Annotated in this window: 18 protein-coding genes; 5 read left to right on the top strand and 13 right to left on the bottom strand. The window is 69.0% G+C overall.

The window, feature by feature from the left end:
• Positions 1 to 61 precede the first annotated feature (61 nt).
• Entirely contained in the window at positions 62 to 679 is a 618-nt protein-coding gene (locus ACEN98_RS13160; RefSeq protein ID WP_413384955.1) for a TetR/AcrR family transcriptional regulator, read from the bottom strand.
• 88 nt (positions 680 to 767) lie between these two features.
• Between ACEN98_RS13160 and ACEN98_RS13155 the strand changes: the two genes are divergently transcribed.
• Entirely contained in the window at positions 768 to 2,219 is a 1,452-nt protein-coding gene (locus tag ACEN98_RS13155) for an efflux transporter outer membrane subunit (RefSeq protein ID WP_413384953.1), read from the top strand.
• Positions 2,220 to 2,226: 7 nt separating this feature from the next.
• On the opposite strand, the gene ACEN98_RS13150 is transcribed toward ACEN98_RS13155, so the two are convergent.
• The gene (locus ACEN98_RS13150) at positions 2,227 to 3,078 is read right to left on the bottom strand and encodes a LysR substrate-binding domain-containing protein (RefSeq protein ID WP_413344661.1); all 852 of its coding nucleotides are present in this window, start codon (positions 3,076 to 3,078) and stop codon (positions 2,227 to 2,229) included.
• An 89-nt stretch (positions 3,079 to 3,167) separates the two neighbouring features.
• Here ACEN98_RS13150 and ACEN98_RS13145 point away from each other — a divergent pair, with 89 nt between their 5' ends.
• The 4 genes from ACEN98_RS13145 to ACEN98_RS13130 all read left to right on the top strand — a co-directional run bounded on the left by ACEN98_RS13145 (position 3,168) and on the right by ACEN98_RS13130 (position 6,232).
• On the top strand, positions 3,168 to 4,016 hold the full coding sequence (locus ACEN98_RS13145) for an alpha/beta fold hydrolase (protein ID WP_413384951.1): 849 nt from the start codon (positions 3,168 to 3,170) through the stop codon (positions 4,014 to 4,016).
• Between the two features lie 117 nt (positions 4,017 to 4,133).
• A complete protein-coding gene (locus ACEN98_RS13140; RefSeq protein WP_413384949.1) occupies positions 4,134 to 4,973 on the top strand; it encodes a universal stress protein in 840 nt (279 codons plus the stop codon).
• Between the two features lie 7 nt (positions 4,974 to 4,980).
• Entirely contained in the window at positions 4,981 to 5,814 is an 834-nt protein-coding gene (locus ACEN98_RS13135) for a universal stress protein (protein ID WP_413384947.1), read from the top strand.
• A gap of 70 nt (positions 5,815 to 5,884) precedes the next feature.
• On the top strand, positions 5,885 to 6,232 hold the full coding sequence (locus ACEN98_RS13130; protein WP_413384944.1) for a hypothetical protein: 348 nt from the start codon (positions 5,885 to 5,887) through the stop codon (positions 6,230 to 6,232).
• A gap of 20 nt (positions 6,233 to 6,252) precedes the next feature.
• On the opposite strand, the gene ACEN98_RS13125 is transcribed toward ACEN98_RS13130, so the two are convergent.
• The 11 genes from ACEN98_RS13125 to ACEN98_RS13075 form a co-directional block, all read right to left on the bottom strand.
• On the bottom strand, positions 6,253 to 7,545 hold the full coding sequence (locus ACEN98_RS13125; RefSeq protein WP_413384942.1) for a sugar porter family MFS transporter: 1,293 nt from the start codon (positions 7,543 to 7,545) through the stop codon (positions 6,253 to 6,255).
• The gene (locus ACEN98_RS13120; protein WP_413384940.1) at positions 7,542 to 9,167 is read right to left on the bottom strand and encodes a glycoside hydrolase family 32 protein; all 1,626 of its coding nucleotides are present in this window, start codon (positions 9,165 to 9,167) and stop codon (positions 7,542 to 7,544) included. Before ACEN98_RS13120 ends, ACEN98_RS13125 begins: the two co-directional genes overlap by 4 nt.
• Before the next feature lie 67 nt (positions 9,168 to 9,234).
• Entirely contained in the window at positions 9,235 to 12,051 is a 2,817-nt protein-coding gene (locus ACEN98_RS13115) for a TonB-dependent receptor (protein ID WP_413384938.1), read from the bottom strand.
• A 104-nt stretch (positions 12,052 to 12,155) separates the two neighbouring features.
• Positions 12,156 to 13,121: a carbohydrate kinase family protein gene (locus ACEN98_RS13110; protein ID WP_413384936.1), complete on the bottom strand. Its 966-nt coding sequence runs from the start codon at positions 13,119 to 13,121 to the stop codon at positions 12,156 to 12,158.
• A complete protein-coding gene (locus ACEN98_RS13105; RefSeq protein ID WP_413384934.1) occupies positions 13,118 to 14,206 on the bottom strand; it encodes an ABC transporter ATP-binding protein in 1,089 nt (362 codons plus the stop codon). The genes ACEN98_RS13110 and ACEN98_RS13105 overlap by 4 nt, the downstream gene beginning before the upstream one ends.
• The gene (locus ACEN98_RS13100) at positions 14,188 to 16,536 is read right to left on the bottom strand and encodes a GH32 C-terminal domain-containing protein (protein WP_413384932.1); all 2,349 of its coding nucleotides are present in this window, start codon (positions 16,534 to 16,536) and stop codon (positions 14,188 to 14,190) included. Before ACEN98_RS13100 ends, ACEN98_RS13105 begins: the two co-directional genes overlap by 19 nt.
• Positions 16,537 to 16,568: 32 nt before the next feature.
• On the bottom strand, positions 16,569 to 17,546 hold the full coding sequence (locus ACEN98_RS13095) for a family 43 glycosylhydrolase (protein WP_413384930.1): 978 nt from the start codon (positions 17,544 to 17,546) through the stop codon (positions 16,569 to 16,571).
• A gap of 15 nt (positions 17,547 to 17,561) precedes the next feature.
• Positions 17,562 to 18,434, bottom strand: a complete 873-nt coding sequence (locus tag ACEN98_RS13090; RefSeq protein WP_413384928.1) for a carbohydrate ABC transporter permease — start codon at positions 18,432 to 18,434, stop codon at positions 17,562 to 17,564.
• Positions 18,431 to 19,501: a carbohydrate ABC transporter permease gene (locus tag ACEN98_RS13085; RefSeq protein WP_413384926.1), complete on the bottom strand. Its 1,071-nt coding sequence runs from the start codon at positions 19,499 to 19,501 to the stop codon at positions 18,431 to 18,433. Before ACEN98_RS13085 ends, ACEN98_RS13090 begins: the two co-directional genes overlap by 4 nt.
• On the bottom strand, positions 19,498 to 20,769 hold the full coding sequence (locus tag ACEN98_RS13080) for an extracellular solute-binding protein (RefSeq protein ID WP_413384923.1): 1,272 nt from the start codon (positions 20,767 to 20,769) through the stop codon (positions 19,498 to 19,500). Before ACEN98_RS13080 ends, ACEN98_RS13085 begins: the two co-directional genes overlap by 4 nt.
• Complete coding sequence (locus ACEN98_RS13075) at positions 20,766 to 21,791, bottom strand: LacI family DNA-binding transcriptional regulator (RefSeq protein WP_413384921.1); 1,026 nt, start codon at positions 21,789 to 21,791, stop codon at positions 20,766 to 20,768. The genes ACEN98_RS13080 and ACEN98_RS13075 overlap by 4 nt, the downstream gene beginning before the upstream one ends.
• Between the last annotated feature and the right edge of the window lie 142 nt (positions 21,792 to 21,933).

Raw genomic sequence — 21,933 nt, 5'->3', positions numbered from 1 at the left:
TAAGAAAGTCCCCATTTTTCTACTAGTGACCAAATAAGTCAATGGTCACAACCGATATTTTTTACGGGGCCAGGCTCCTGAGCACGAGGCTGGACAGGCGCACCGTGGCGTCCTGCGCCCCGTCCAGGTTGTATTGCAGCAGCAGCGGATTGATGTACGGCTTCATGACGAGGCAGATCGCGTTCGCCGTCTCGTCCAGAGGCGTCTTGCGTTCGAATTCGCCCGCCTCGCGCCCTTCGCGGACGATTTTCGCAATGAGCTCCTCGATATAGCGCTCGTAGGCCTGCACCGACGGCCAAGCCTCGCTGGCGCCCGTCGCGGCAATGTCGTACAGCTTGCGGTCCTCGAAGAACAGCGTCGTGCCCACGTCGACGAACGCCCGGAACATGCGACGGAAGCGGTCGGATGCGCTGGTCCCTGCGGCGACCGCGGCATCGACGGCGCGCATCATCTCGCCCAGGCGGTTGGCGCAGATGACTTCGCCGATCGCCTGTTTGGAATCGAAAAACTTGTAGATATAGGCCTTGGAAAAACCGATCGCCTTGGCCAGGTCGGACACGGTCGTCTTGGTATAGCCGTAGCGGGTGAAGTAATCCGTCGCGGCGTCGACGATCTGCGTGCGTACGTCGTGATCCAGCGGGCCCCTGCTCGGGGAAGAAGAAGTGATTGTCGTGTTCATGGCGATAGCTTAACGCGTTGAAGAAACGTTTGACAAAGTGTGACCAATAAGTATTATAGTCACTAGTCACAAAACACGAGGATACACCATGATCACGATTCGCCTGCTCGCGGCCGCCGTCGTCGCCGTCGCGGCAACGGGCTGCGCCGTCGGCCCCGATTACCGGCGGCCGGATGCGCCCGTCCCTGACCGTTACCTCGGCCAACCCGTCACCGTGCAAGGCCGGGCCGCCGACCTGACCGCCTGGTGGGGCAGCTTCGGCGACCCGCAACTGGCGCGCTACGTCGCGCAGGCCCTGGCAAGCAACCTCGACCTCGCACAGGCCGCCGCGCGCGTCGCCCAGGCCCGCGCCGGCCTGCACGCGGCCGACGCGGCGCTGCTGCCGTCCGGCACGGTCAATGGATCCGCCACACGCGCGTACCAGTCGGTGGAGACGCCGCTGGGCCGGGTCCTCGGTGCGACACCGGGCTACGAACGCTGGGGCAACGCCTACGACGTGAACGCGGCCGCCAGCTGGGAGATCGACCTGTTCGGCGGCCTGCGCCGCGGGCGCGAAGCGGCGCGTGCCGACTACCAGGCATCCGAGGCGGACTTCGTCGCGGCCCGGCTCGCCGTCGCCGCCCAGACGGCGGACATCTACATCGGCATCCGCGGCCTGCAGGCCCGCCTCGGCATCGCGCAGCAGCAGGTCGCCACGCGCCGCGACCTGCTCGCCAAGGTCAGGCTGCTGCACGACAAGGGCGTGGCGCCCGCATACCAGGTCGACCAGACGGAGGGAGAACTGGCGCAGGCCGAAGCGGCTGTGCCCGCGCTACAGGCCGCGCTCGATGCGGCGTCGAACGCGCTGGACGTCATGCTGGGCACACCACCCGGCACGCACCGCGCCGAGTTGCGCGCGCCTGTCTCCATCCCGGCCGTGCCGGTCATCGGCACGATGGGCACGCCCGCCGACCTGCTGCAGCGCCGGCCCGACCTGATCGCGGCGGAGCGGCGCGTGGCCGCCGGTAATGCGCGCATCGGCGCGGCGATGGCGGAATACTATCCGCACGTGTCGCTGGGCGCCCTGCTCGGCAGCGCGACGACCTTGTCCGCCGGCCACCTGTTCGGCAGCGGTGCCGGCGAGGGCGCCGCCCTGCTCGGCGTGCGCTGGCGCCTGTTCGACTTCGGCCGCATCGACGCGCAGATCGCCCAGGCCAAAGGGCGCGAAGCGGAGTCGCTCGCGGCCTACCGCCTCGCCGTACTGCACGCGACGGAAGACGTCGAGAACGCGTTCTCGGCGCTGGCCAACCGCACGCAGCAAACGGCCGTCCTCGTGCGCGGCGAGGAGGCGCTCGCCCGTTCGCGCGCGGCGTCGTTCGCGGCCTACCGGCGGGGCGCCGCGAGCCTGATCGAGGTCCTGCGCGCGGACGACACGCTGCTGCGCACGGCCGATGCGCGCGCGCAGGCCCAGACGGACGTGGCGCGGGCGGCCGTGGCGGCCTACAAGGCGCTCGGGGGCGGATGGGAACCGGGCGGGATCGACAAGGTCGCGGCCCGCTGACGGCCGGTCAGCGCCGCAACTCCGACATGATTTTCTCGGCCAGGAAGTCGCACGGCGGCCGCTTCGACTTGGTGCTGCGCGCGAGGATGACTTCGAGCGGGTCGATTTCCGGCAGGCCCTGCGCCTGGCCGAGCAGGCTCAGGTGCGCGGGCACGGCGCAGCGCGCGAGCGGGGCCACGGCGAGGCCCGCCTCGACCATGCTGAGCAGGCCCATCAGGCTGGGGCTCTCGTACGACGTCCGGTAGGGAATCTTCGCCTTTTCCAGGCTGCGGATCGCGTTTTCGCGTGCCACGCTGCCGGGCAGGAACACGGCAATGGGCAGCGGCCGCTCGCGCCAGAGGTCGCGGCTGCTCGGCGTCGCGGCCCACACCATCGGCTCGAACCGGACGAACTCGCCGGACAGCCCCTTCACGCGCGTCGCGCACACGAGGTCGACCGAGCCATCCTTCACCATCGGCGCCAGCGCCACGCTCGGCAGGCCCACGACCTGGATCTGCACCTTCGGATACGTCGCCGAGAATTTTTTCAGAATCGGCGGAAACAGCGACGACGCGTAGTCGTCCGGCACACCGATGACCACGCGGCCCGTGATGTCCGGCCGCACGACCGCGGCCCACGCCTCGTCGCGCAAGGCCAGCATGCGCCGGGCGTAGGTGAGCAGGACCTCGCCGTCCTGTGTCGGCGTCACGCTGCGCGGGCCACGCACGAACAGCGGCTTGCCGAGCGCGCCTTCCAGGGTCTTGATCTGCATGCTCACGGCCGACTGCGAGCGGTGCACCACTTCCGCCGCGCGGCTGATGTTGCCGGTATCCGCCACGGCGACGATCATCGCCAGGACGTCGAGGTCGAGTGTTTTCATTGGTATCAGAAAATCTGATTGATAGATTCAGTATTATGCGATTTTCTTGGGACTTCGTGTGCGGCATAGTAGCGCAAAAGGAGTCAACGATGAACGCACGCACCGACCAGCACGCCCTGTCCGTCCCCGAGATCTACTTCGCCACCCTGCCGTCCGGCGTGCGCATGCCGTACGTGATGCGCGGTGCCGGCGAGCCGCTGCTGTTCGTCCACGGCTCGCTGTGCGACTACCGCTACTGGAACGGCCAGACGACCGCGCTGTCGAAACGCTTCCAGTGCGTCTCCGTGAGCCTCAGCCACTACTGGCCGGCCGACGACCTCGCGCTGCAGGGCGCGTTCAACTGGTGGACGCACGTCGCCGAACTCGCCGAATTCATCACCGCCATGGGCCTCGGTCCGGTGCACCTGGTCGGCCACTCGCGCGGCGGCTGCGTGGCGTTCCACCTGGCGCGCGACTATCCGCACCTCGTGAAATCGCTGACCCTGGCCGATCCCGGCGGCCCGCTGCACGCCGACGCGTCGCTGCCGCCCGCGACGGAAGCCCTGCGCGCAAGGGCAGCCCGGCTGATCGAAGACGGCGACGTCGACGCGGGCCTGGAACTGTTCGTCGATTCCGTCAGCCTGCCGGGCATCTGGCGCAAGAGCCCCGCGGCGTTCCGCACGATGGCGATCGACAACGCGGCCACCCTGCCGATGCAGTTCCGCGACCCGCTGCCCGCCTACACCCGCGCCGTGGCACAGGCCATCAGTTGCCCGACGCTGCTGATCGCCGGCGAGAAGAGCCCGCGCATGTATCGCGACAATGTCGGGCAGCTCGCGGCATGGATCGCAGGCGCCGCGGCGCGGACCATTGCCGGCGCATCGCACGGGATGAACGTGACGCATGCGGCGGAGTTCAACCGGCAGCTGGAAGCGTTCGTCGGCACCGTGCCGGCTTGACCGAAGCGCTTGACAGCGCGCTTCCACGACGACACGCGGCACCAAGCGGGCAAATCCCGGTCGAACGACTGCACCACGCCATTTCGGCAGCGCCGTGCGTCTTCGAAAGGATTTGCGATGTACAAGACCATCGTCGTTCACGTCGACGGCAGTGACCAGCAGGACAGCCGCATGGCCGCCGCAGCCCGCCTTGCCCGCGAGCACGGCGCGCACCTGGTGGGCAGCGCGGCGACGGGCATCTCGTGGACGGACTACCTGTTACTCACCGGATCCATGGCCGCGCCGGTCCCGCCCGCCGATTTCGACGGCCTGCGCGAGACCGCGGCGCTGCATCTGCGCGCCTTCACGGACCAGGCCGTTAAACTCGGCGTCGCCTCGGTGGAAACGCGGCTCGTCGAGGACACGGCCGACGGCGCGCTGCTGCTGCAGGCGCGCTATGCCGACCTGATCGTGCTCAGCCGCGACGTCGATCCCGGGCCCGGCATCCCGCCCCGCGTGCGCAGGCTGCCGGAACACGTGGCGCTGCGCGGTCCGCGGCCCGTGCTGGTCGTTCCGCCCGGCTACGCGGACGCCCCGATCGCCGCCACCGTCGTCGCCGGCTGGGACGGCAGCACGCAGGCACTGCGCGCCCTCGCCGCCGCCCTGCCGCTGCTGGCGCGCGCGGACGGCGTGCGGCTCGTCCTCGTCAATCCGGACCAGCTGTCCGACGCGCACGGCGAACAGCCGGGCGCCGACATGGCACTTTACCTGGCCCGCCACGGCGTGAAGGTCGACGTCGTGCTCGAGCGCACGCATGCGACCGTCGGCGACACCCTGATGGCGCTCGCGCGCACCGCGGGTGCCGGGCTGATCGTCGCCGGAGCGTATGGCCACAGCCGCTACCGCGAATGGGTGCTGGGCGGCGTGACGCGCGAGCTGCTGGAGCGCGCGCCCGTACCGTTGCTGCTGGCCCATTGAGGTCCACATGCTCAAGACGATCCTCGTGCACGTCGACCAGTCGTCCCACGCGCCCGCACGCATGCATTACGCGGCCGCGCTGGCGCACGCGCACCAGGCGCACCTGTTGGGCGCGGCCATGTTCGGCGTGTCGCGCAGTATCTTCCCGCTCGGCTACACATCGAGACCGGGTACGCTCGAAGCCAGCTACTTCGATCCCCTCGAGCAGAACGCCAGGCGGGCACTGGTGCAATTCGAAGCGATCGCCACCGCAATGCGCGTCCCCCACGAGTCGCGCTTCGTGTGCGACCAGGCCGACGACGGGCTGGCGCGGCTGGCACGTTTCGCCGACCTCGTCGTCATCAGCCAGGACGACCCCGACGAGGCGCTGCCGGACCGGGCCGTCCACCTGCCGGACTACGTGATCCTGAACAGCCCCCGACCCGTGCTCGTGTTGCCGCGCACGGACGCGGCGCCCGGCGCCGCCCGCGACATATTGGTGGGATGGGACGGCGGCAAGGAAGCCGCGCACGCCCTGGCCGCCGCGCTGCCCCTGCTGCACCGCGCCAGTGCCGTGACGATCGCCGCGCTCACCGGCCCCGACGCCGGCGCGGCGGAACTGGAGTCCCAGCGGCCCGACCTGCTCCAGTTCCTCGGCCACCACGGTGTCACGCCGCACATGCTCGTGCGGGCGTCGCGGCGGGACGCAGGGCACGACCTGCTGGACCTGGCCGCCGAACTGCATTGCGGCCTGCTGGTGATGGGCTCCTTCGGCCACAGCAAGTTGCGCGAACTCTGCCTGGGCGGGGTCAGCCGCGCGGTGCTGGCCGATGCGCGCATTCCGGTATTGCTGGCGCATTGACCGGAAAATAACGGTTGCGAAAAGCGGGCCGAGTCATCCAGCTATCACGTTCCAGATGTAGAATGGCAAGATGACAACGAAGAACATCGTCGAGTGCACGTGCAGCGGGTGCGGCTGCACGCTCCGGGTGGCCTGTCCGCACTGCGCGCCCCCCTCACAGGCGGCACCCGCCGGTTCCGGGCAGCGGACCGACCTGGTCACCGCCCTCCTCGTCGACGCCGTGATCAGCGCGAGCGCCGCCGAGGGTACCGCGTATGCGGCGCGCACCCTGTGCGAAAACGGCGTGCCGTTCGACGTCGCACTGCGCGTCCTGACGCGGCCTTGGCACCGGCGCTACCATCCCGTTTCGCAGATGCAGATGTATACACAGCCGGCGGAACGGCCGGATGCAGCCGCCAAGGCCGTCTTCCCGCATTGACGGCCTGGCGGGCACGCCGGTCACACGTCGATATCCTCCAGCCGCGTCCCCTTCGTCTCGACGAACCAGCGCGCCACGACGAACAGCTGCACAAGCATCGCCAGCGCGAACAGGACGAACGGCAGGCCGTTCGAGCGCGCCGCCATCGCCGGGAACACGCCGGCGACGATGGCATCCATGAGCCAGTGCGTGGACGCGCCGAGACTCTGCCCGCGCGCCCGCACCTCGGTCGGGAAGATCTCGGAGATGTACACCCAGATCACCGCGCCCTGCGAGAACGCGAACGCCGCGATGAACAGCACCAGCGCCCACAGCAGCAGGTCGCGGTGCATGCCGCTCCACTGGATCCATGCCGTTCCCGTCAGCGCGACGACCATGCCGACCGAGCCCACGATCAGCAACGTCTTGCGGCCCAGGCGGTCGATGACGGTCAGCGCCAGCAGTGTGAACAGCAAATTCGTCGCGCCGATCATCACCGACTGCAGGTCCGCCGATACCTTGCCGAATCCGGCCGCCGCGAAGATGTCGTTCGCATAGTAGAGGATGGCGTTGATGCCCGACAGCTGGTTGAACGCCGCGATCGCGAACGCCAGCAGCATCGGCTTGCGGTAGCGGCTCCAGGACAGCGTCGAACCCGCGGCGACGTGGCTGCGCGCGTAGCGGGCCAGCTCGCCGGCGACGTCGGCGGCGCCGATCTCGCGCAGCACCTGTTCCGCCTCCTTCGTCCTGCCCTTCGCGGCCAGCCAGCGCGGGCTGTTGGGAATCACGAACAGGAGGCCGCACAACAGCAGCGCCGGAAGCGCCGCCACGCCGAATTTCCAGCGCCACTCGTCGGCACCCAGGTCCGCCAGGCCGACGAGGTAATTGCTCAGGTACGCGACGAGGATGCCCAGCACGATGTTGAACTGGAAGGCGCCGACCAGCATGCCGCGCCGGTGCGCCGGGGCGATCTCCGCCAGGTAGATCGGCGCCAGCACGGACGAGGCACCGATGGCGATCCCGCCCAGCACGCGCGCCGCGACCAGCACCGCGAGGCTGGGCGCGAACAGGCAGCCCAGCGCCGAGACGATGTACAGGCCCGCGATGGCGCGCAGGCAGTTGCGTGCCCCGAAGCGGTCGCCCGGGCGGCCCGCGAACAGCGCGCCCAGCAAGGTGCCCCACAACGCGCTCGACACGGTCATGCCGAGGCCCGACGGGTCGAGCCGGAAGGCCTGCGTGAGGCCTTGCGTGGTGCCGGCGATGACCGCCGTATCGAAACCGAACAGCAGCCCCGCCAGGCCGCCGACCAGGGTTCCCTTCAACAACGTATTCATCGTGCTTCCTTCCAGATCGAATTCAGGGACCAGATGTCCAGGTCGCGCACCTGCGCGTCGCCGTCCACGCTGAACAGGCTCACGCCCGCCGCCCCGGCGGGCGGGAACACCTGGTCGGTCAGTACCGCCTCGCCGTCGCCGGCGAACACCGTCACCGAGCCCCGGTCCACGAGGATACGCAGCGGCAGCCCGCCAGCGCGCAGCGCGACCGGCGCGGTGTGGCGCGCGGCGAACTGCGGATGGAAGCCGGTGTCGCCCGACTTCGTGCGGTCCACGTACACGGCGCCCTGCTTCGCGTCGTAGCCGATCTCGGTATAGGTACCCTGTCCCAGGCGGATGCCGGCGCGCGTCGCGGTGCCCGGTTGCAGGACCATCTTCAATTCCAGCGGCGCACTCGCCGTGCCGGCCAGCGGCACCGCCTTCGTGCCGCGCGCGATGGTCTGTCCGGCCCCGCTGTACAGCGACCGGCCGCGCAAACCCTGCGCCTGGGCGATCGGCTGCTGCACGAGCTTCACCTGCCCGTTCACCGTGCGCAGACCCAGTTCGCGCGGCAGCGACTGGGCGCTGCGCCACGGCGCCGTCGGAACCTTCTCGCCGTACAGCCAGTTGTTCATCCAGCCGACCAGCAGCTTGCGGCCGCCCGGCGCATCGTTGTACGTCACGCCCGCGTAGAAATCGGCGCCGTAGTCGAGCCACCGCGGCGCGGCGCCCGCGGCATCGCGGTCGCGCGTAAAGGTCTTGCCGTCGAAGTCGCCGACGAAGTACTGCATGCCCGACCCGCCCGCCGGACCGCCGGGATTGAGGCTGATGACGAGAACCCATTTGCGTTGCGCCGGGTCGCCGTCGACCGGCAACTCGATCAGGTCGGGGCACTCCCACACGCCGCCGGTCGCGCCGGCCGGGCCGAACTCGCCCGTCCACTCCCAGTGGACCAGGTCGCGCGAACTGTAGAACAATGCCTTGTGCTGCTTCGCGGCGACCGTCGCCAATATCCACTTGTGTCCGGGCTCGTACCAGAACATCTTCGGGTCGCGGAATTCGCGGTACTCGGCCGCGTAGGGCGCGGGCGGCTCCGGCAGCACCGGGTTGCCGGCGTACTGCGTCCACGTGCGTCCGCGATCGAGGCTGTAGGCGATCGACTGCGCCTGCGTGCCGGCGCGCACAGGCTTGCCGTTCACCGTCCGCGCCTGCGGATACATGGACGTATACATGGCCACCATCGCCGGCTTGCCCGGCTGGCCGAATCCGCTGGTGTTGGCGTGATCGACGACGGCGCTGCCCGAGAAGAACATCTGCGTGGGCTCGCCCCTCGCATCCTGTTCGACGGGCAGCGCCAGCGGCAGCTCGGTCCAGTGCAGCAGATCGGGGCTGACCGCGTGGCCCCAGGACATGTCGCCCCATGTGTTCTGGTTCGGGTTGTACTGGTAAAACAGGTGATACTCGCCGTCGTGGTACACGAGGCCGTTCGGATCGTTCATCCAGTTGCGTTGCGGGGAGAACGACAGTTGCGGGCGGAATGGCTCACCGTAGGTCGGGGCGGGATCGGGCGAGCCGCTCGCGCAGCCGGCGGCCAGCAGCGCCGCGCCGAGGGCGAGCAAAGAGAATCGGAAGGTCAAAGCCACAGGAATTCCTTGTTGGTGTCGGAGACGGGCAGCCTCCCGGCCGCCCGTGATGCAGTCGTCGGTGCGCTCAGAAGCGGTACGTGAGGCTGGCGCGGATCGTGCGGCCGAACAGTGGCCGCGCGATACCCCGGTTACGGGTGCCGTCCGGCGACAGCAGGTCGGAGAACAGCGGATCGCCTTCCGTGAACGACAGCTGGTTCGTGAGGTTGGCCACGTGCAGCTGCGCCATCCAGCGCGACGAGACCTGGTATTGCGCGCCCATGTTGATGATGTGGTACGACGGCAGCAGGGTCACGTTGGTATCGGTCGCCTCGGAGAACCGGTCGCCGACGTACTGGTATTGTCCGTACACCGTCATCGGAATGCCCGTCATGGCCAGCAGGTCGTACGACGGCTGGAAGTTGGCCATGATCTTGGCCAGGCGGCGCGGACGGCGGCCGTCTTCGCTGATCTGCACGTAGTGGTAGCCCGTGATCACGCCCTGTGGATCCTTGTCCTCCTGCGTGATCTGGTAGCGCGCACCGTCGACCTTCGGATTCTGCGCCACGACGTTACCCTTCAGTTCCAGCCCTTCGATCATGCGCGGACGCCAGCTCAGTTCGATCTCCGTGCCGACGTTGCGCACGCCGCGCTTGTACAGCTGGGCCACGTCCGGGCACGAGTTGATCTGCGTGACGCCGCCGAGCGTGGAGCATGCCGGCGACTGGAAGTCCTTGTAGATGTTCACGGCGCTGCGTGGCGAGAACTTGTTGTAGAACAGCGCGACGGAGGCGCCGAACTCGCGCGTCAGGTAGCGCAGGCCGCCTTCGTACTGGCGGATGTGCTCGACGGCGCTGAGCTCGACCGGGCGCCCGTTCACCACCACTGCGCCCGCAGTGCTCAGGTTGTTGAGGTCCTCGAGGCTCGGCAGGCGGAACGAGTACGACGCCAGCGCGTACACGGCGAGGGGCCGGCTGAAGCTGTAGTTGCCGCCGAGCGACCAGCCGATGCCGTGATAGGTCTTGTTCAGCAGGTTGGGCTGGCCGGGGAACTGGATCTCGTTGTCCGCCGCGGTATCCTGGGGGGAGCCGACGACGACGTTCGCCGGCGTCAGGTCGACCGCCGTGTTGCGGTCGCGGCGGTCGACGTTGGCCCGCACGTCCTGCCAGCGCACGCCCGCGTCGATCTTCAGCTTGCCCTGCAGCGTCTCCCAGTGGTCGAGCAGGTAGGCCGCATGGCCATCGGCCTTGATGTGGCTGACCCAGCCGAACCAGCCGGGCAGGATCGCGCCACCCGACGTCAGCGACGGGCCCACCTGGTTGCCGGCGGCATCGACCACCGTCAGGTCGATGAGGCGCGCGTTGGGGGCGCTTTCCGACACGAGCAGCCCGGCCTGGAAGTTCGGGTCGTAGGTGTAGTGGCTGCGGTACACGCCGAACGTCAGGTCGTGCGTGCCGGCCGCCTTGAACGTCTGCTGGCCCTTCAGGTCGAGCACCGTGCTGGCCGCGTCGGTGTCCGCGATGAATGGCACCAGGAAGTTCATGTAGGTCCCCGGCGCCACGCGCGTGCCGTCGTTCCGGTAGGTGCCGACGACGCCGGCGCCCTTTCCGTACTTCGCGATGAAGTCCTCGCGGCTGATGTTGGCGAAGTCCGCGCACGTGCCGCTCTTGAAGTAGCCGACCAGTTTCGCATTGCTCAGGTTGCAGCCCAGCGCCGCCCCGTGCGCCGGCGAGATCACGTCGTTCTGGAAGCGCGCGTTCAGGAACGTGGCGGCGGTCGCCGTGTCGTTCCCCGTGAAGACCGAATTGAACCCGCTGCTGCCGCCCGTGCGGCGCAGGCCGGCCGTGACCTTCAGGCCGGAGTCGAAGTCATGCCCCAGCTTCAAGGTGAACATCCTGAAGTCGGGGTGGATGCCGTCGGCCTGGTCGATCGTGCGCGTGCCGTATTCGCCGATCATGTTGAAGCGGCGGTTGTAGGGCGACGCCGTCGTGCCGTGCGCGAAATCGATGCCCAGCGGCTGGATGGTGTCCTGGCTGAGGACCGTCGGATGCGCCGGCGTGCCGGACTGGGTGAAGCGCGGCACCGAGATCGGCAGGTTCTGGTAGAAGGCCGTGCGGTCGTTGATGACGAGCGCGTCGAAGCGGGCCGTCGTCCGGCGGTCGTCGCTCGTGTAGATGACGTTGCCGCGGATCTGGCCGCCGCGGTCCGCCGTGTAGCCCGTATCGCGGATACCTTGACTCCTGCGGTAGTAGCCGCCGACGGCGCCGGTCAGGTTCCTGCCCAGCGGGCCGGACACGAACGCGTCCTGGCGGATGAAGCCGTAGTCCGCGTATTCGAGCTTGTAGCCGCCTTCCAGGTGGTCGCCGCCCGTGCGCGTGATGTGGTTGATGGTCGCACCCAGGCCGTTCGAATACAGGATGCCGCCGGGGCCGCCCTTTACCGCCTCCACGCTTTCCGTCATCAGGTCGTCGCGCACGAACACGTCGTTGTTCAGGAACGGCGCTTCCGATTCCTCGTACGCCGGCAGGCCGTCGATCAGCTGCGGCGCGAAACGGAAGCCGCCGACCACGGGCAGGCCGCGCACCGTGATGTTGTTGCTGGCCTCGCCGGCGGTGCTGCCCTCGGCATAGATGCCCGGCAGGTTGCCCAGCAGGTCGGCGGTACTCATCGGCGCCAGGCGCTGGATGTCTTCCGCGCTCAGCGTGTTGATCGAGAACGTGGCGTTCTTCTTGGTCGTCGTCCGGGTCACGCCCGTGACGATCACGACGTTATTGGGCTCGTCGGCCTTGGCCGCGGACTGCTCCGCGGCCGCGCCGGCCTGCTGCTGCGCGAACGCGAGGGCGGGCGCCAGCGCGATGACGAGGGCGGCCGAGCGGCCGATATAGGGGGTGAGCGAGTAACGCATTTGTATTTATCTCCTGTGTGATATTGACTTCTTTGCCTTCGCTTTTCCAGCTGCCGGTCTTTTGAACCGGATGTCCAACGTTGTCATTTCTTTTGAAAAAATTTTTAAAAAAATTCGAAACCTTCCACATCGGCCAGTTCGCTCGTGTACGGCAGGTCCGCGCCGCGGCGCGAGCAGGTGACGGCGGCGGCGCGCGCGGCGAAGCGCAACGCTTCCACCAGTTCGTCCTGGACCAGGCCTTCCACCGCGCGCCGTGTGAGCTTGCCGGCGCGCTGCAGCCAGGCGAGCAGGCCGGCCTGGAACGTGTCGCCGGCGCCGACCGTGTCCACGACCGTGACGGGCACGGCCGGCACTTCCACCGCCAGCTGCGAGCGCGTGACCGCCACCACGCCCCGCTCGCCCCATGTCACGACGACGAGGGCCACGCCGGCTTCCAGCGACTGCGCGATGAACGTGTCGACGCGCATGCCCGGATACAGCGCGTGGATGTCTTCCTCGCTGACCTTGAGCACGTCGGCGCGGCGCTGCATCCAGCGCACGGATTCGCGCCACGTGTCGACGTCGGGCTCGATGGTCAGCCGGACGTTCGGGTCGTAGACGATGAGGCTGCGGCCGCGCTGCCGGTCGACCAGCGCGCGCAAGGCGGACGCCACGGGCTCGACGACCATGCAGTACGAGCCCACGTGGATCGCCGCCGCGTCGGCGGGCACGCTCGCCAGGTCGGCCTGGGTCACCATGCGGTCGGCCGTGCCGCTGCCGTAGAACGTGTAGAGGGGCACGCCGCGCTCGTCGACGCTGACCATCACGAGCGCGGTGGGCGCGTCCGGACGCGGCGCGGCGGACAGGTCCACGCCCTCGGCCGCCAGCGCCGCGTGCAGCTTGCGGCCGAACAGGTCGCGCGACAGGCCGCCGAAGAACGACGCGGTGCCACCCAGCCGCGCCACGCCGGTCGCCAGGTTGAACGGCGAACCGCCCTGGCAGGCCGACAGGTCGATGGCGGCCGCCCGCTTTTCTACCCCCTCCCCGGCCGCGAACACATCGAACAACGCTTCACCACACACTACGATCATGCTTCCTCCTGCTGAATGACATTGTTTTCGATACGCCTGCCGTCCGGTCCGAATACGTGCAGCGCGCCGTCCGCGGGCGCGACGGCCCAGGCGCTGCCCGGCGGCGGCGGCGTCTCCTTGATGGACACCACGAGGGGCCGCGCCAGCCCCGCGACATCCAGGTGCACGTGCGATTCCGCGCCGAGCCGCTCGACGAGCGCGACGCCGCCGCGGATCGGTCCCGCGGCATCCGGCACGAGGTGCTCGGGCCGCACGCCGACCGTCACCGGGGTGCCGCTTGCGGCCGGGCCGCGCCAGTCCAGCGCCACGCCGCCCAGCGCGAGCCGGCCCTGCGCGTCGACGGTGCCGTCGACGAGGTTCATCTTCGGCATGCCGATGAAGCCGGCGACGAACACGTTCGCGGGCCGCTCGTACAACGCCATCGGCGCCCCGACCTGCTGCACGCCCGTCGGCCCCAGCACGACGATGCGGTCGGCCAGGGTCATTGCCTCGACCTGGTCGTGGGTCACGTAGACCATCGTCGCGCCCAGCTGCTTGTGCAGCCGCGCGATCTCGACGCGCATGTCGGCGCGCAGCGCGGCGTCCAGGTTCGACAGCGGTTCGTCGAACAGGAAGGCGCGCGGCTTGCGCACGATGGCGCGGCCGATGGCCACGCGCTGGCGCTGCCCGCCCGACAGCTGCGGCGGCTTGCGGTCCAGCAGGTGCTCGAGCTGCAGCATGCACGCGACCGTGCGTACGGATGCCTCGACCTCCTTCTTCGGCACGCGTGCGAGGCGCAGGCCGAAGGCGATGTTCTCGAACACGGTCATGTGCGCGTACAGCGCATAGCCCTGGAACACCATCGCCAGGCCGCGCCGGGCCGGCGGCGTCTCGTTGACGCGCGCGCCGCCGATGCGGATCTCGCCGCCGCTCGCCTCTTCCAGGCCCGCGATCATGCGCAGGACGGTCGATTTGCCGCAGCCCGAAGGACCGACCAGCACGACGAACTCGCCGTCCGCGATCGAGAACGAGATGTCCTCGAGGACGCGGTTGGCGCGCTTGCCGGCGTAGGTCTTGCCCACGCCGGTCAACGTGATGGATGCCATGTCGAGGCCTCCGCATCCAGCCCGCCCATGCGCCATACTTTCAGCCTGACGACACGGTCGCCCGGCGCCGCGATCAACCCGAGCCCGGTCGCGTCAAGCCGCGACGGATACATGCGGCTCGTGATGCTCTTGCGTTCGTTGACATAGGCTTCGACCATCGACCGGTCCACGAACACGCGCAGGCGCACGTGCTCGCCGCGCAGGTCGAACGCGCCGCCCTGCACGCCGCGCGAGCGGGCGTCCGCGTCCCGCGTCGTGTGCGTGCGGTCGATCTCGAAACGCTTGCGCGCGGTATCCACGACGAGGTCCGTGTGCTCGGCATCGTCGGGCGTCTTGCGGACGACGAGCCCGCGCCGCGCGTGGCCGTCCGCCGCCGGTTCAAGTTCCATGTCCAGTTCCACTTCCAGCGCGTCGCCCTTGATCGTTGCCAGCCGGGCCGCCGCCGCGGCGGGCGTGACATCGGCCAGGTCCAGCAACACCTCCTGGCGCAGGCTCCGGAGTTCGTCGATGGGCGCCAGGCGCAGGTCGTCGTCCGGGCCGATCGCGAGCGTCACGGGCAGGCCCGCGTTGTGGGCCCAGCCGCTCGCCCATTCGTCGCGCAGGCCGCGTTCGCCCTGGGCGATCGAGAAGACGATGGTGCGCCCCGTCTTTGGATCGATAAAACCGCTGGGACCGGAAAAATGGTGATCGCCCAGGTCGAACACGCGCGGGGCCTCGCGGTCCGGCACGAAGCGCGCGGCGGCGGGGTCGAACACGCCGATCCAGTAGTACGCCTGCGCCCCCACGTCCGTGAGGAACACGTGACGGGGGCGGCCGTCCGTCCCCATCCCGATCGGCAGCAGCACGGGCAGTTCGAACGTCTTGTCGAAGCCGGGATAGCGCTGCGCATCGAGCGTGAACAGCGGCCCCCGATAACGCCAGTGGACGAGGTCGGACGATTCGTGGACGAGCGCCGTGCCGCTGCCGCCCGCGATGCGCGAGCCCACGAGCTGGAACCAGCGGTCGCCGGCATCGTCGCGGAACACGAACGGGTCGCGGAAATCGCCCGTGTGCCCGGGGCCCGGCTGCTGCTCGGTCACCGGCACCGGATGCTTCGTCCACCGCACCAGGTCCGCATCCGCAGGCCGCGCGAGACCGGTGCGCTCGTGGATGGGCGCCTTGTCGTTTCCCGCCGTGAAGAACAGCACCGGCGTGCCGTCGCGCGCATGCGTGGCGCTGCCGGACCAGATGCCGTCCGGCGCGAGCGTGTCGTCTTCCGGCGCCAGCGCGATGGGCAGTTCGCGCCAGTGGACCATGTCCGGGCTGACCCAGTGCCCCCAATGGATCTGGTGCCAGAACGGGCCGAACGGGTTCTTCTGGAAGAACAGGTGGTAGCGGCCGTCCTGGTAGAACGGCGCATGGGGTTCATTCATCCAGCCGGAATCCGGCATCGCGTGGTACTGCGGGCGATGGCGGTCGCCGGCGAACGTGACGGGCGCGATGGTGACGTCGGCCTGCGCCAGCGTGGGCGCCCTGCCGCCACGGGCCGCCAGGTCGGCGTGCACCCTGCGTGCGATATCCTCCCCCGTCGCCGCGCCCGCCGTGATGCGGACCTCGTCCATCAGGCCGAGGAAGGTGTTCAGCTGGAACACGCCCTCCACGGTGCGCGGCTGCGAATAGCGGCCGATCGTCAGCGCCCGCGCGGGCAACGCGAAGCTGCCTTCCGCCGGCGCCCTGCCGGTCGCCACCTGTTCGCCGTCGAGGAACAGCCGGACCACGCGGCCGCGCGGATCGTAGCTGGCCGCCACGTGCGACCACGCGTCCTTCGGCAACTTGCGGTCGCTCACGCGCAGGTCGAATTCCGCGCCGCCGAATCCCAGCTTGATGCCCCAGGTGCCGAAGCGATACATGCCGAACGCGAAGCCGGTCTTGCTGCCCTCGTCGAACTGGCTGAGGAACGCCGAGTACTGGCCGCCGTCGCCCCATTCGAACGCATGCGGCGCCACCCACGCACTGATCGTCCAGCCGGCGCCCAGCTGCGCCGCCGCGAGGCCGGGTGCCGTGATGTCCGTGGAGTAGCCGTCGAACAGCAGGCAGCCGCCCTTGACGCACGCCGTGGCCGGGCGCCACAGCGGATCGGAATCGGGCTTGAAGCGGGCATGGTTGAAGACGTAGTCGACGGGGTCGTGGCGGCCCGAGACGGCTTCCATCGTCCTGCTGCCGCGCTGCTCGTCGAGCGGCCAGGCGGCGATGTCGGTCGCCGCTCCGGCACGGGCCGGCGCGAGCAGCGCCAGCAGCATTGCAGCCACCCCGCGCCGCCACGGCCGGCTTGTCTGGTCAAAGGGAATCACGGTGTCTCCTCAAGGATGGTTGTCCATCGTTGTCATTCCGGTGCCAAAATGTCGTCCAGCCGGTAGCGGCCATGCTCGAAGCGCAGCGGGATCGGGTCGCTGATCTGGCCGACGAACCGGCCGTCCGGCCCCGCATCGAGAAAGGCCATCAGGCAGTCCTCGCCCGTCACCGGGTCACGCAGGATCTTGCCCGCGTAGCGCCGGCACGGTACGTCGCCATCCAGGAAGCCTTCGGCCGGTTGCCACGGGCCGAGCGGATTCCCGGCCACGAGGTAGTGCGTGCCCGAGACGCCGCCGCCCTGCCGCGCGCGCTGCGCCTCGGCCCAGTGGTCGCGCACGTTGCAGAAGGTGCAGAACCACTGCCCGTCGCGCGCGAACACCTGCGGCACTTCCAGCTGGCCGTAGTGGCCGCCCTCGTACACGGGCGCCGTCGCTTCCCAGTGCACGAGATCGGGCGAGACGGCATGGCCGATGACGCCGCGCTCGAACGTGGGGCCGTCGTTGCGGCGCGCCGTGAAGAACATGTGGTACATGCCGTCGATCGGGTCCGGCAGCACCCACGGGTCGCGCAGCGCGCGGTCGTGCCAGCGGCCCTCCGCATGTTCTTCGTAAAAGCGTTCGTCGAGATCCAGCGCGAGGCCGTCGCCGACGCGGGTCCACGGGCCGTCGATGCTGCTCGAGGTCGCGTGGCCGATGCGCTGGCGCAGCCCGTTCTCGGCGCGGCACGTCCCCGTGTAGAACAGGTGGTAGCGGCCTTCCGCATGGATCACGGAACCGGTCCACGTCGTGAAGTCGTCCCATGCGGGTCCGGCGGACGGCCCGAACACGGTGCCGCGGTAATCCCAGTGCCGCAGGTCACGCGACACGGCGTGGCCGATGGAGACGTTCCAGTGGCGCAGGTCCGGATCGCCGATCGCGCGGTCGGCCTGCAGCATGAACAGGTGCTGGGCGTCGCCTTCCGCGTAGTGCCAGAAATCCCAGATGTATTTGTCGTCGAGTTTGAGTGTCATGATGATTGAATCGATTCAGCCCTTGATGCCGGAACCCGCCACCGAGGCGACGAACTGGCGCTGGAACGCGAGGAATACGGCGAGCACGGGCAGCGTGACCACGGACGCGTAGGCCATGATCTGGCCCCAGGAATTGGAACGCCCGAAGAATTGCTGGATGCCCGGCTGCACGGGGCGCGCCGCTTCGCCCTGCACGACCATGATCGGCCACAGGTACTGGTTCCACGCCGCGATGAAGAGCACGATCGCGGCCGTCGCGATCACGGGACGGCTGTTGGGCAGGATGATGCGGAAGAACAGGGTCCACGGTCCGGCGCCGTCCATCCTGGCCGCTTCGTCCAGCTCGCGCGGGATGTCGCGGAAAAACTGGTAGAACAGGAAGACGCAGAAGGCGTTGGCGAGGAACGGGATGATCTGCACGTGCAGGCTGTTGAACCAGCCGGTGTGCCACGTCAGCGCGCCCTGTTCGATGCCGGGCCAGGGCAGGCGCGCGACCAGCGACAGCAGGGGAATGGCGATGACTTCGAACGGGACGATCATCAGCGCGACCACCACGGCCAGCACCGCGCGGCGGCCGCGCCAGCGCATGCGGCTCAGGGAAAACGCGAGCATGCTGTTGACCAGGACGCCGCCGACGACGACGCACGCGGCGATGGTCGTGGAATTCAGCAGGAACAACGGGAGGTTGCTGCGCTCGAAGATCGCCGCGTAGTTGGCCAGCGACCATCCCGCATCGGGGACGAACGCGGACCAGCTGGCGAGGTTGGCGAAGATGGCGTCGTCGCGCTTGAACGACGACGCGAACATGAACAGCAGCGGGGCCGCGAACACGACGCCGAGCACGCCCATGACGGCGACCAGGAAGGCGATGCGGAGGAACGGCTTCATGCGTTCTCCCCCCGCGCGACGAGGACGCGCTGCAGCACGGCGACCAGCAGCACGATGCCGAAGAAGACCATGGCGATGGTCGAGCCGTACCCGATGTCCTGCTGGCGGAACCCGGTACGCACCGCGTGATACACGACGGTCGTCGTCGAATCGAGCGGTCCGCCCTGCGTCATCACGTCGACCTGGGTGAACAGGCCGAACGCCAGCAGCAGGGTCGACACGACGACGAAGACGATGGTGTTGCGCAGCCCCGGCAAGGTGACGTGCACGAAGCGCTGCCACGCATTCGCGCCCATCAGGGTCGCGGCCTCGTACAGCTCCGGCGCGATCGACTGCAGGCCGGCAAGGAACACGAGCATCTGGAATCCCGCGCCCTGCCAGGCCGACATGATGGCGATGGCGGGCAGCGCATAGCGGGGCTCGCCCAGCCAGTCCGGCCCGACGTTCGGATCGCCCGTCACGGCGCGCAGCAGCTCGTTGATCATGCCGCGGTCGGTGTTCAGCATGAACGACCAGACGATGGACGCGACCACCATCGACGTCACGACGGGCGCGAAATACACGGTGCGGAAGAAGACGCGCCCGGCGATGCGCTGGTTCACCAGCAGCGCCAGCCCCAGCGCCGCGCCGCATTGCAGCGGCAGCACCAGCAGCGCGAACAGGAAGGTGTTGATGAGGGAACGGTAGAACAGCGGGTCCGTCGCCGCCAGCACGAACCGGCGCTCGCCCAGCTGGACCTGCCACGCCGGCCGGTATTGCGCCAGCTGCGGCTGCGCGCGGCGCGTCTGGCGCCACGTGGGGAAGCGGATGCCCTCCTCGTCGCGCAACGCCGCGCCGGCCGCGTCGCGCAGCGGCCCCACCTCGACCACCTGCAGCGCCAGCAGGCGCCGGTAGTTCTCCAGGCCGACGTAGCGGGTCGGCGCCGGCGACACCAGCCGGTGATCGGTGAACGTGGCGCCGGCCGCGATCAGCAGCGGCAACAGCATGAAGAAGCCGAGCAGCAGCAGCGCCGGACCGGCGAAGCCGGCGATCGCCAGCGGATGGTCGCGGCCGGGCAGTGTCTTCATTGGCGCGCCACCGCGTCGTGCCGGATGAACCCGTAGCCGCCGTTGCGGGCGATGTCGTGTTCGATCGTCTCGACCGCCTCGTCCATCGCCTCGGCCGCATCCTTCCCGGCACGGACATCCGCCATGGACTTCTCGAACGCGGCCGAGATCGCGGGGTAACCCGGCGTCGCGGGCCGCGGCCGCGCATAGCGAGCGGCGAAGTCGAAATAGATGCGCCAGGCGCCGCCCGGGCGGTAGTGCTCCGTGAGCGCCGCGGCATCCGCCGTGACGGGGACCAGCCCGGTCATGCGCGAGAACTCGGCCATCTCCCGTGCGGACAGCACGTGCTCGAGAAACGCCGCGGCACCCGCCGGATAAGGACAGCTGCTCGACACCGCCCACTGCCAGGACGCTGCGCCGATCCGGGGGCCATGGCCGAAATCGGGCGGCGGCATCACGACGAGATCGTCGCCGAAGCGTTCGCTGTAGTCGCGCGCCTTCCACGACCCGGTGTACTGGAGCAGCGAGCGCCCCTGTTCGAAGCTCTTGTCGTCGGCGGGATTGCGTTCGGCGAGACGGTCCCTGAACAGGCGGCCGTAGTAGCGGGCGACACCCACGGCGGCGTCGCCGTTGAGCACACCCTCGACGCGCAGGTAGTCGCCGCGGTCGATCAAGTCCGCCCCGGCGCTCTCGAGCCAGGGCGAGAAGGCATAACTGAACCACTCGCCTGTCGCCTTGCCGTTCAGGTCGAGCGGATAGCGGTAATGGCCGGCGCGCTTGGCCTTCAGCAGGATGTCGTGGAGTTCGCGCGCCGAGTAGGGCTGATCGATGGTCGCCACGCGGATGCCCTCGGCGGCGAGCCGCGACCGGCGCGCGAACAGCGCCAGCACGACGTCGAACTGGCCCACGCTGTAGAGCCGTCCCTGGTACGTGCCGCGCCCGCCCGGCAGCAACGGTTGCAGCGCCGACGCCGGCAGCAGCCGGTCGAGCGGACGGATGGTGCCGGCCCACGCGAAGTTGGGCACGGCCGGCTGGTCGATCGCCATGACGCACGGCAGGTGCCCGACGAGGGACGCCGCCGTGATCGATTCCGTGTACGTGCCTTGCGGGATCGTCTCGACGACGACTTTCCACTTGTCCTGGGCGCGGTTGAACCGGTCGACCATGTTCCGGCTCGCGACCATTTCGGCGTCGCCGGTATCGTGGCGCCACACGGTAATGTCGATGGGCGCCGCCAGGGCGGGCGGCGCCACCATGGCGAGTACCGGAAGCAGCGCCCGTTTCATCATTGTCCCGCCTTGCCACCCGACGGCGCCGCCACGGTACCGCGCAGCACGGCGCGGCATGGCACGCGGACGATGCCCGGCTCCAGGTCCTTGGCGAGCGCCCGCCGCGCGGCGAGCGCACCGATCTCGCGATATGGCAGGGTGACGGTCGTCAGGCCGGGATCGGACGCCTCCGACAGAAGCCGGAAGTCGTCGAAGCCGACGACGGACACGTCTTCCGGCACCCGCAGGCCGCGCCGCTGCAGCAGGAAGATCACGCGGATCGCCATCTTGTCGTTCCCGCACAGGATGGCCGTCGGACGTTCGGCGCCCGCGAACAGGCCGTCGATCGTCGTCCGCAACTGCGCGAACTCGTCCTCGACACCGGGCGTGGCGCCGTGCAGCAGCCAGGCGGCGTTCGGCCTTACGCCGTGGTCCTGCATGGCGCGGCGAAAACCCTGCAGGCGCAGGCGCGTCGCCACCATGCCCTCGATCAGCTGCAGGAACGCGATCTTGCGGTGGCCGGCGCGCAGCACGGTCTCGGCCGCCGCATAGCCGCCGCCCTCGTCGTCCGGGATGACCTCCGCGAACCGGGATGCCGCTTCGAAGCAGTTCGCGAGCACGGCCGGCGTCTGGCCCAGCGTGTCGGTGACCGTCACGGGACGGTGGAACGTGGTGGCGAAGATGATCGCCTCCACACGGCGGGTGCGCATGTCGGCCACCAGGCGGCTGGCGACGTGCGCCTGTCCGCCCGTCTCGCCGATGATGAGCATCTTGCCCAGGTCTTCGCAGACGGACTGGATGCCCTTGATGATCTCGGACGAATCGGGGGTCGTGGTGAGCTGGTCCGCGATGACGGCCACGAGATCGGTCGGGCGCCCGCGCAGCATGCGCGCGGCGGCGGACGGCGCGAAGTCGAGCGCCTGCATGGCGTGCTCGATCCGCTGGCGGGTCTTTTCCGACACGCTGCTCGCATCGTTCAGCACGCGCGACACGGTCTTGATCGATACGCCGGCTTTTTCGGCGACATCGTGAATGGTCGACACCTCGTCTCCTCCGCCCCTTCGGGTCTTCGAACTGGTCAGCGCTGGTGTCGCGGTTGTCTTTCGCCGCAAATTGTCCAACGTTGTCATTTGATCGAATGCTATCGGCTTTTCGGGCCGGGGTCAACAACTTCAAGTGGGGGAG

Source organism: Massilia sp. CT11-137, from assembly GCF_047302885.1.
Classification (GTDB): Bacteria; Pseudomonadota; Gammaproteobacteria; order Burkholderiales; family Burkholderiaceae_D; genus Telluria; species Telluria orientalis.
The sequence above is the reverse complement of the archived record's forward strand: the minus strand, read 5'-3'. Positions and strand labels throughout refer to the sequence as shown.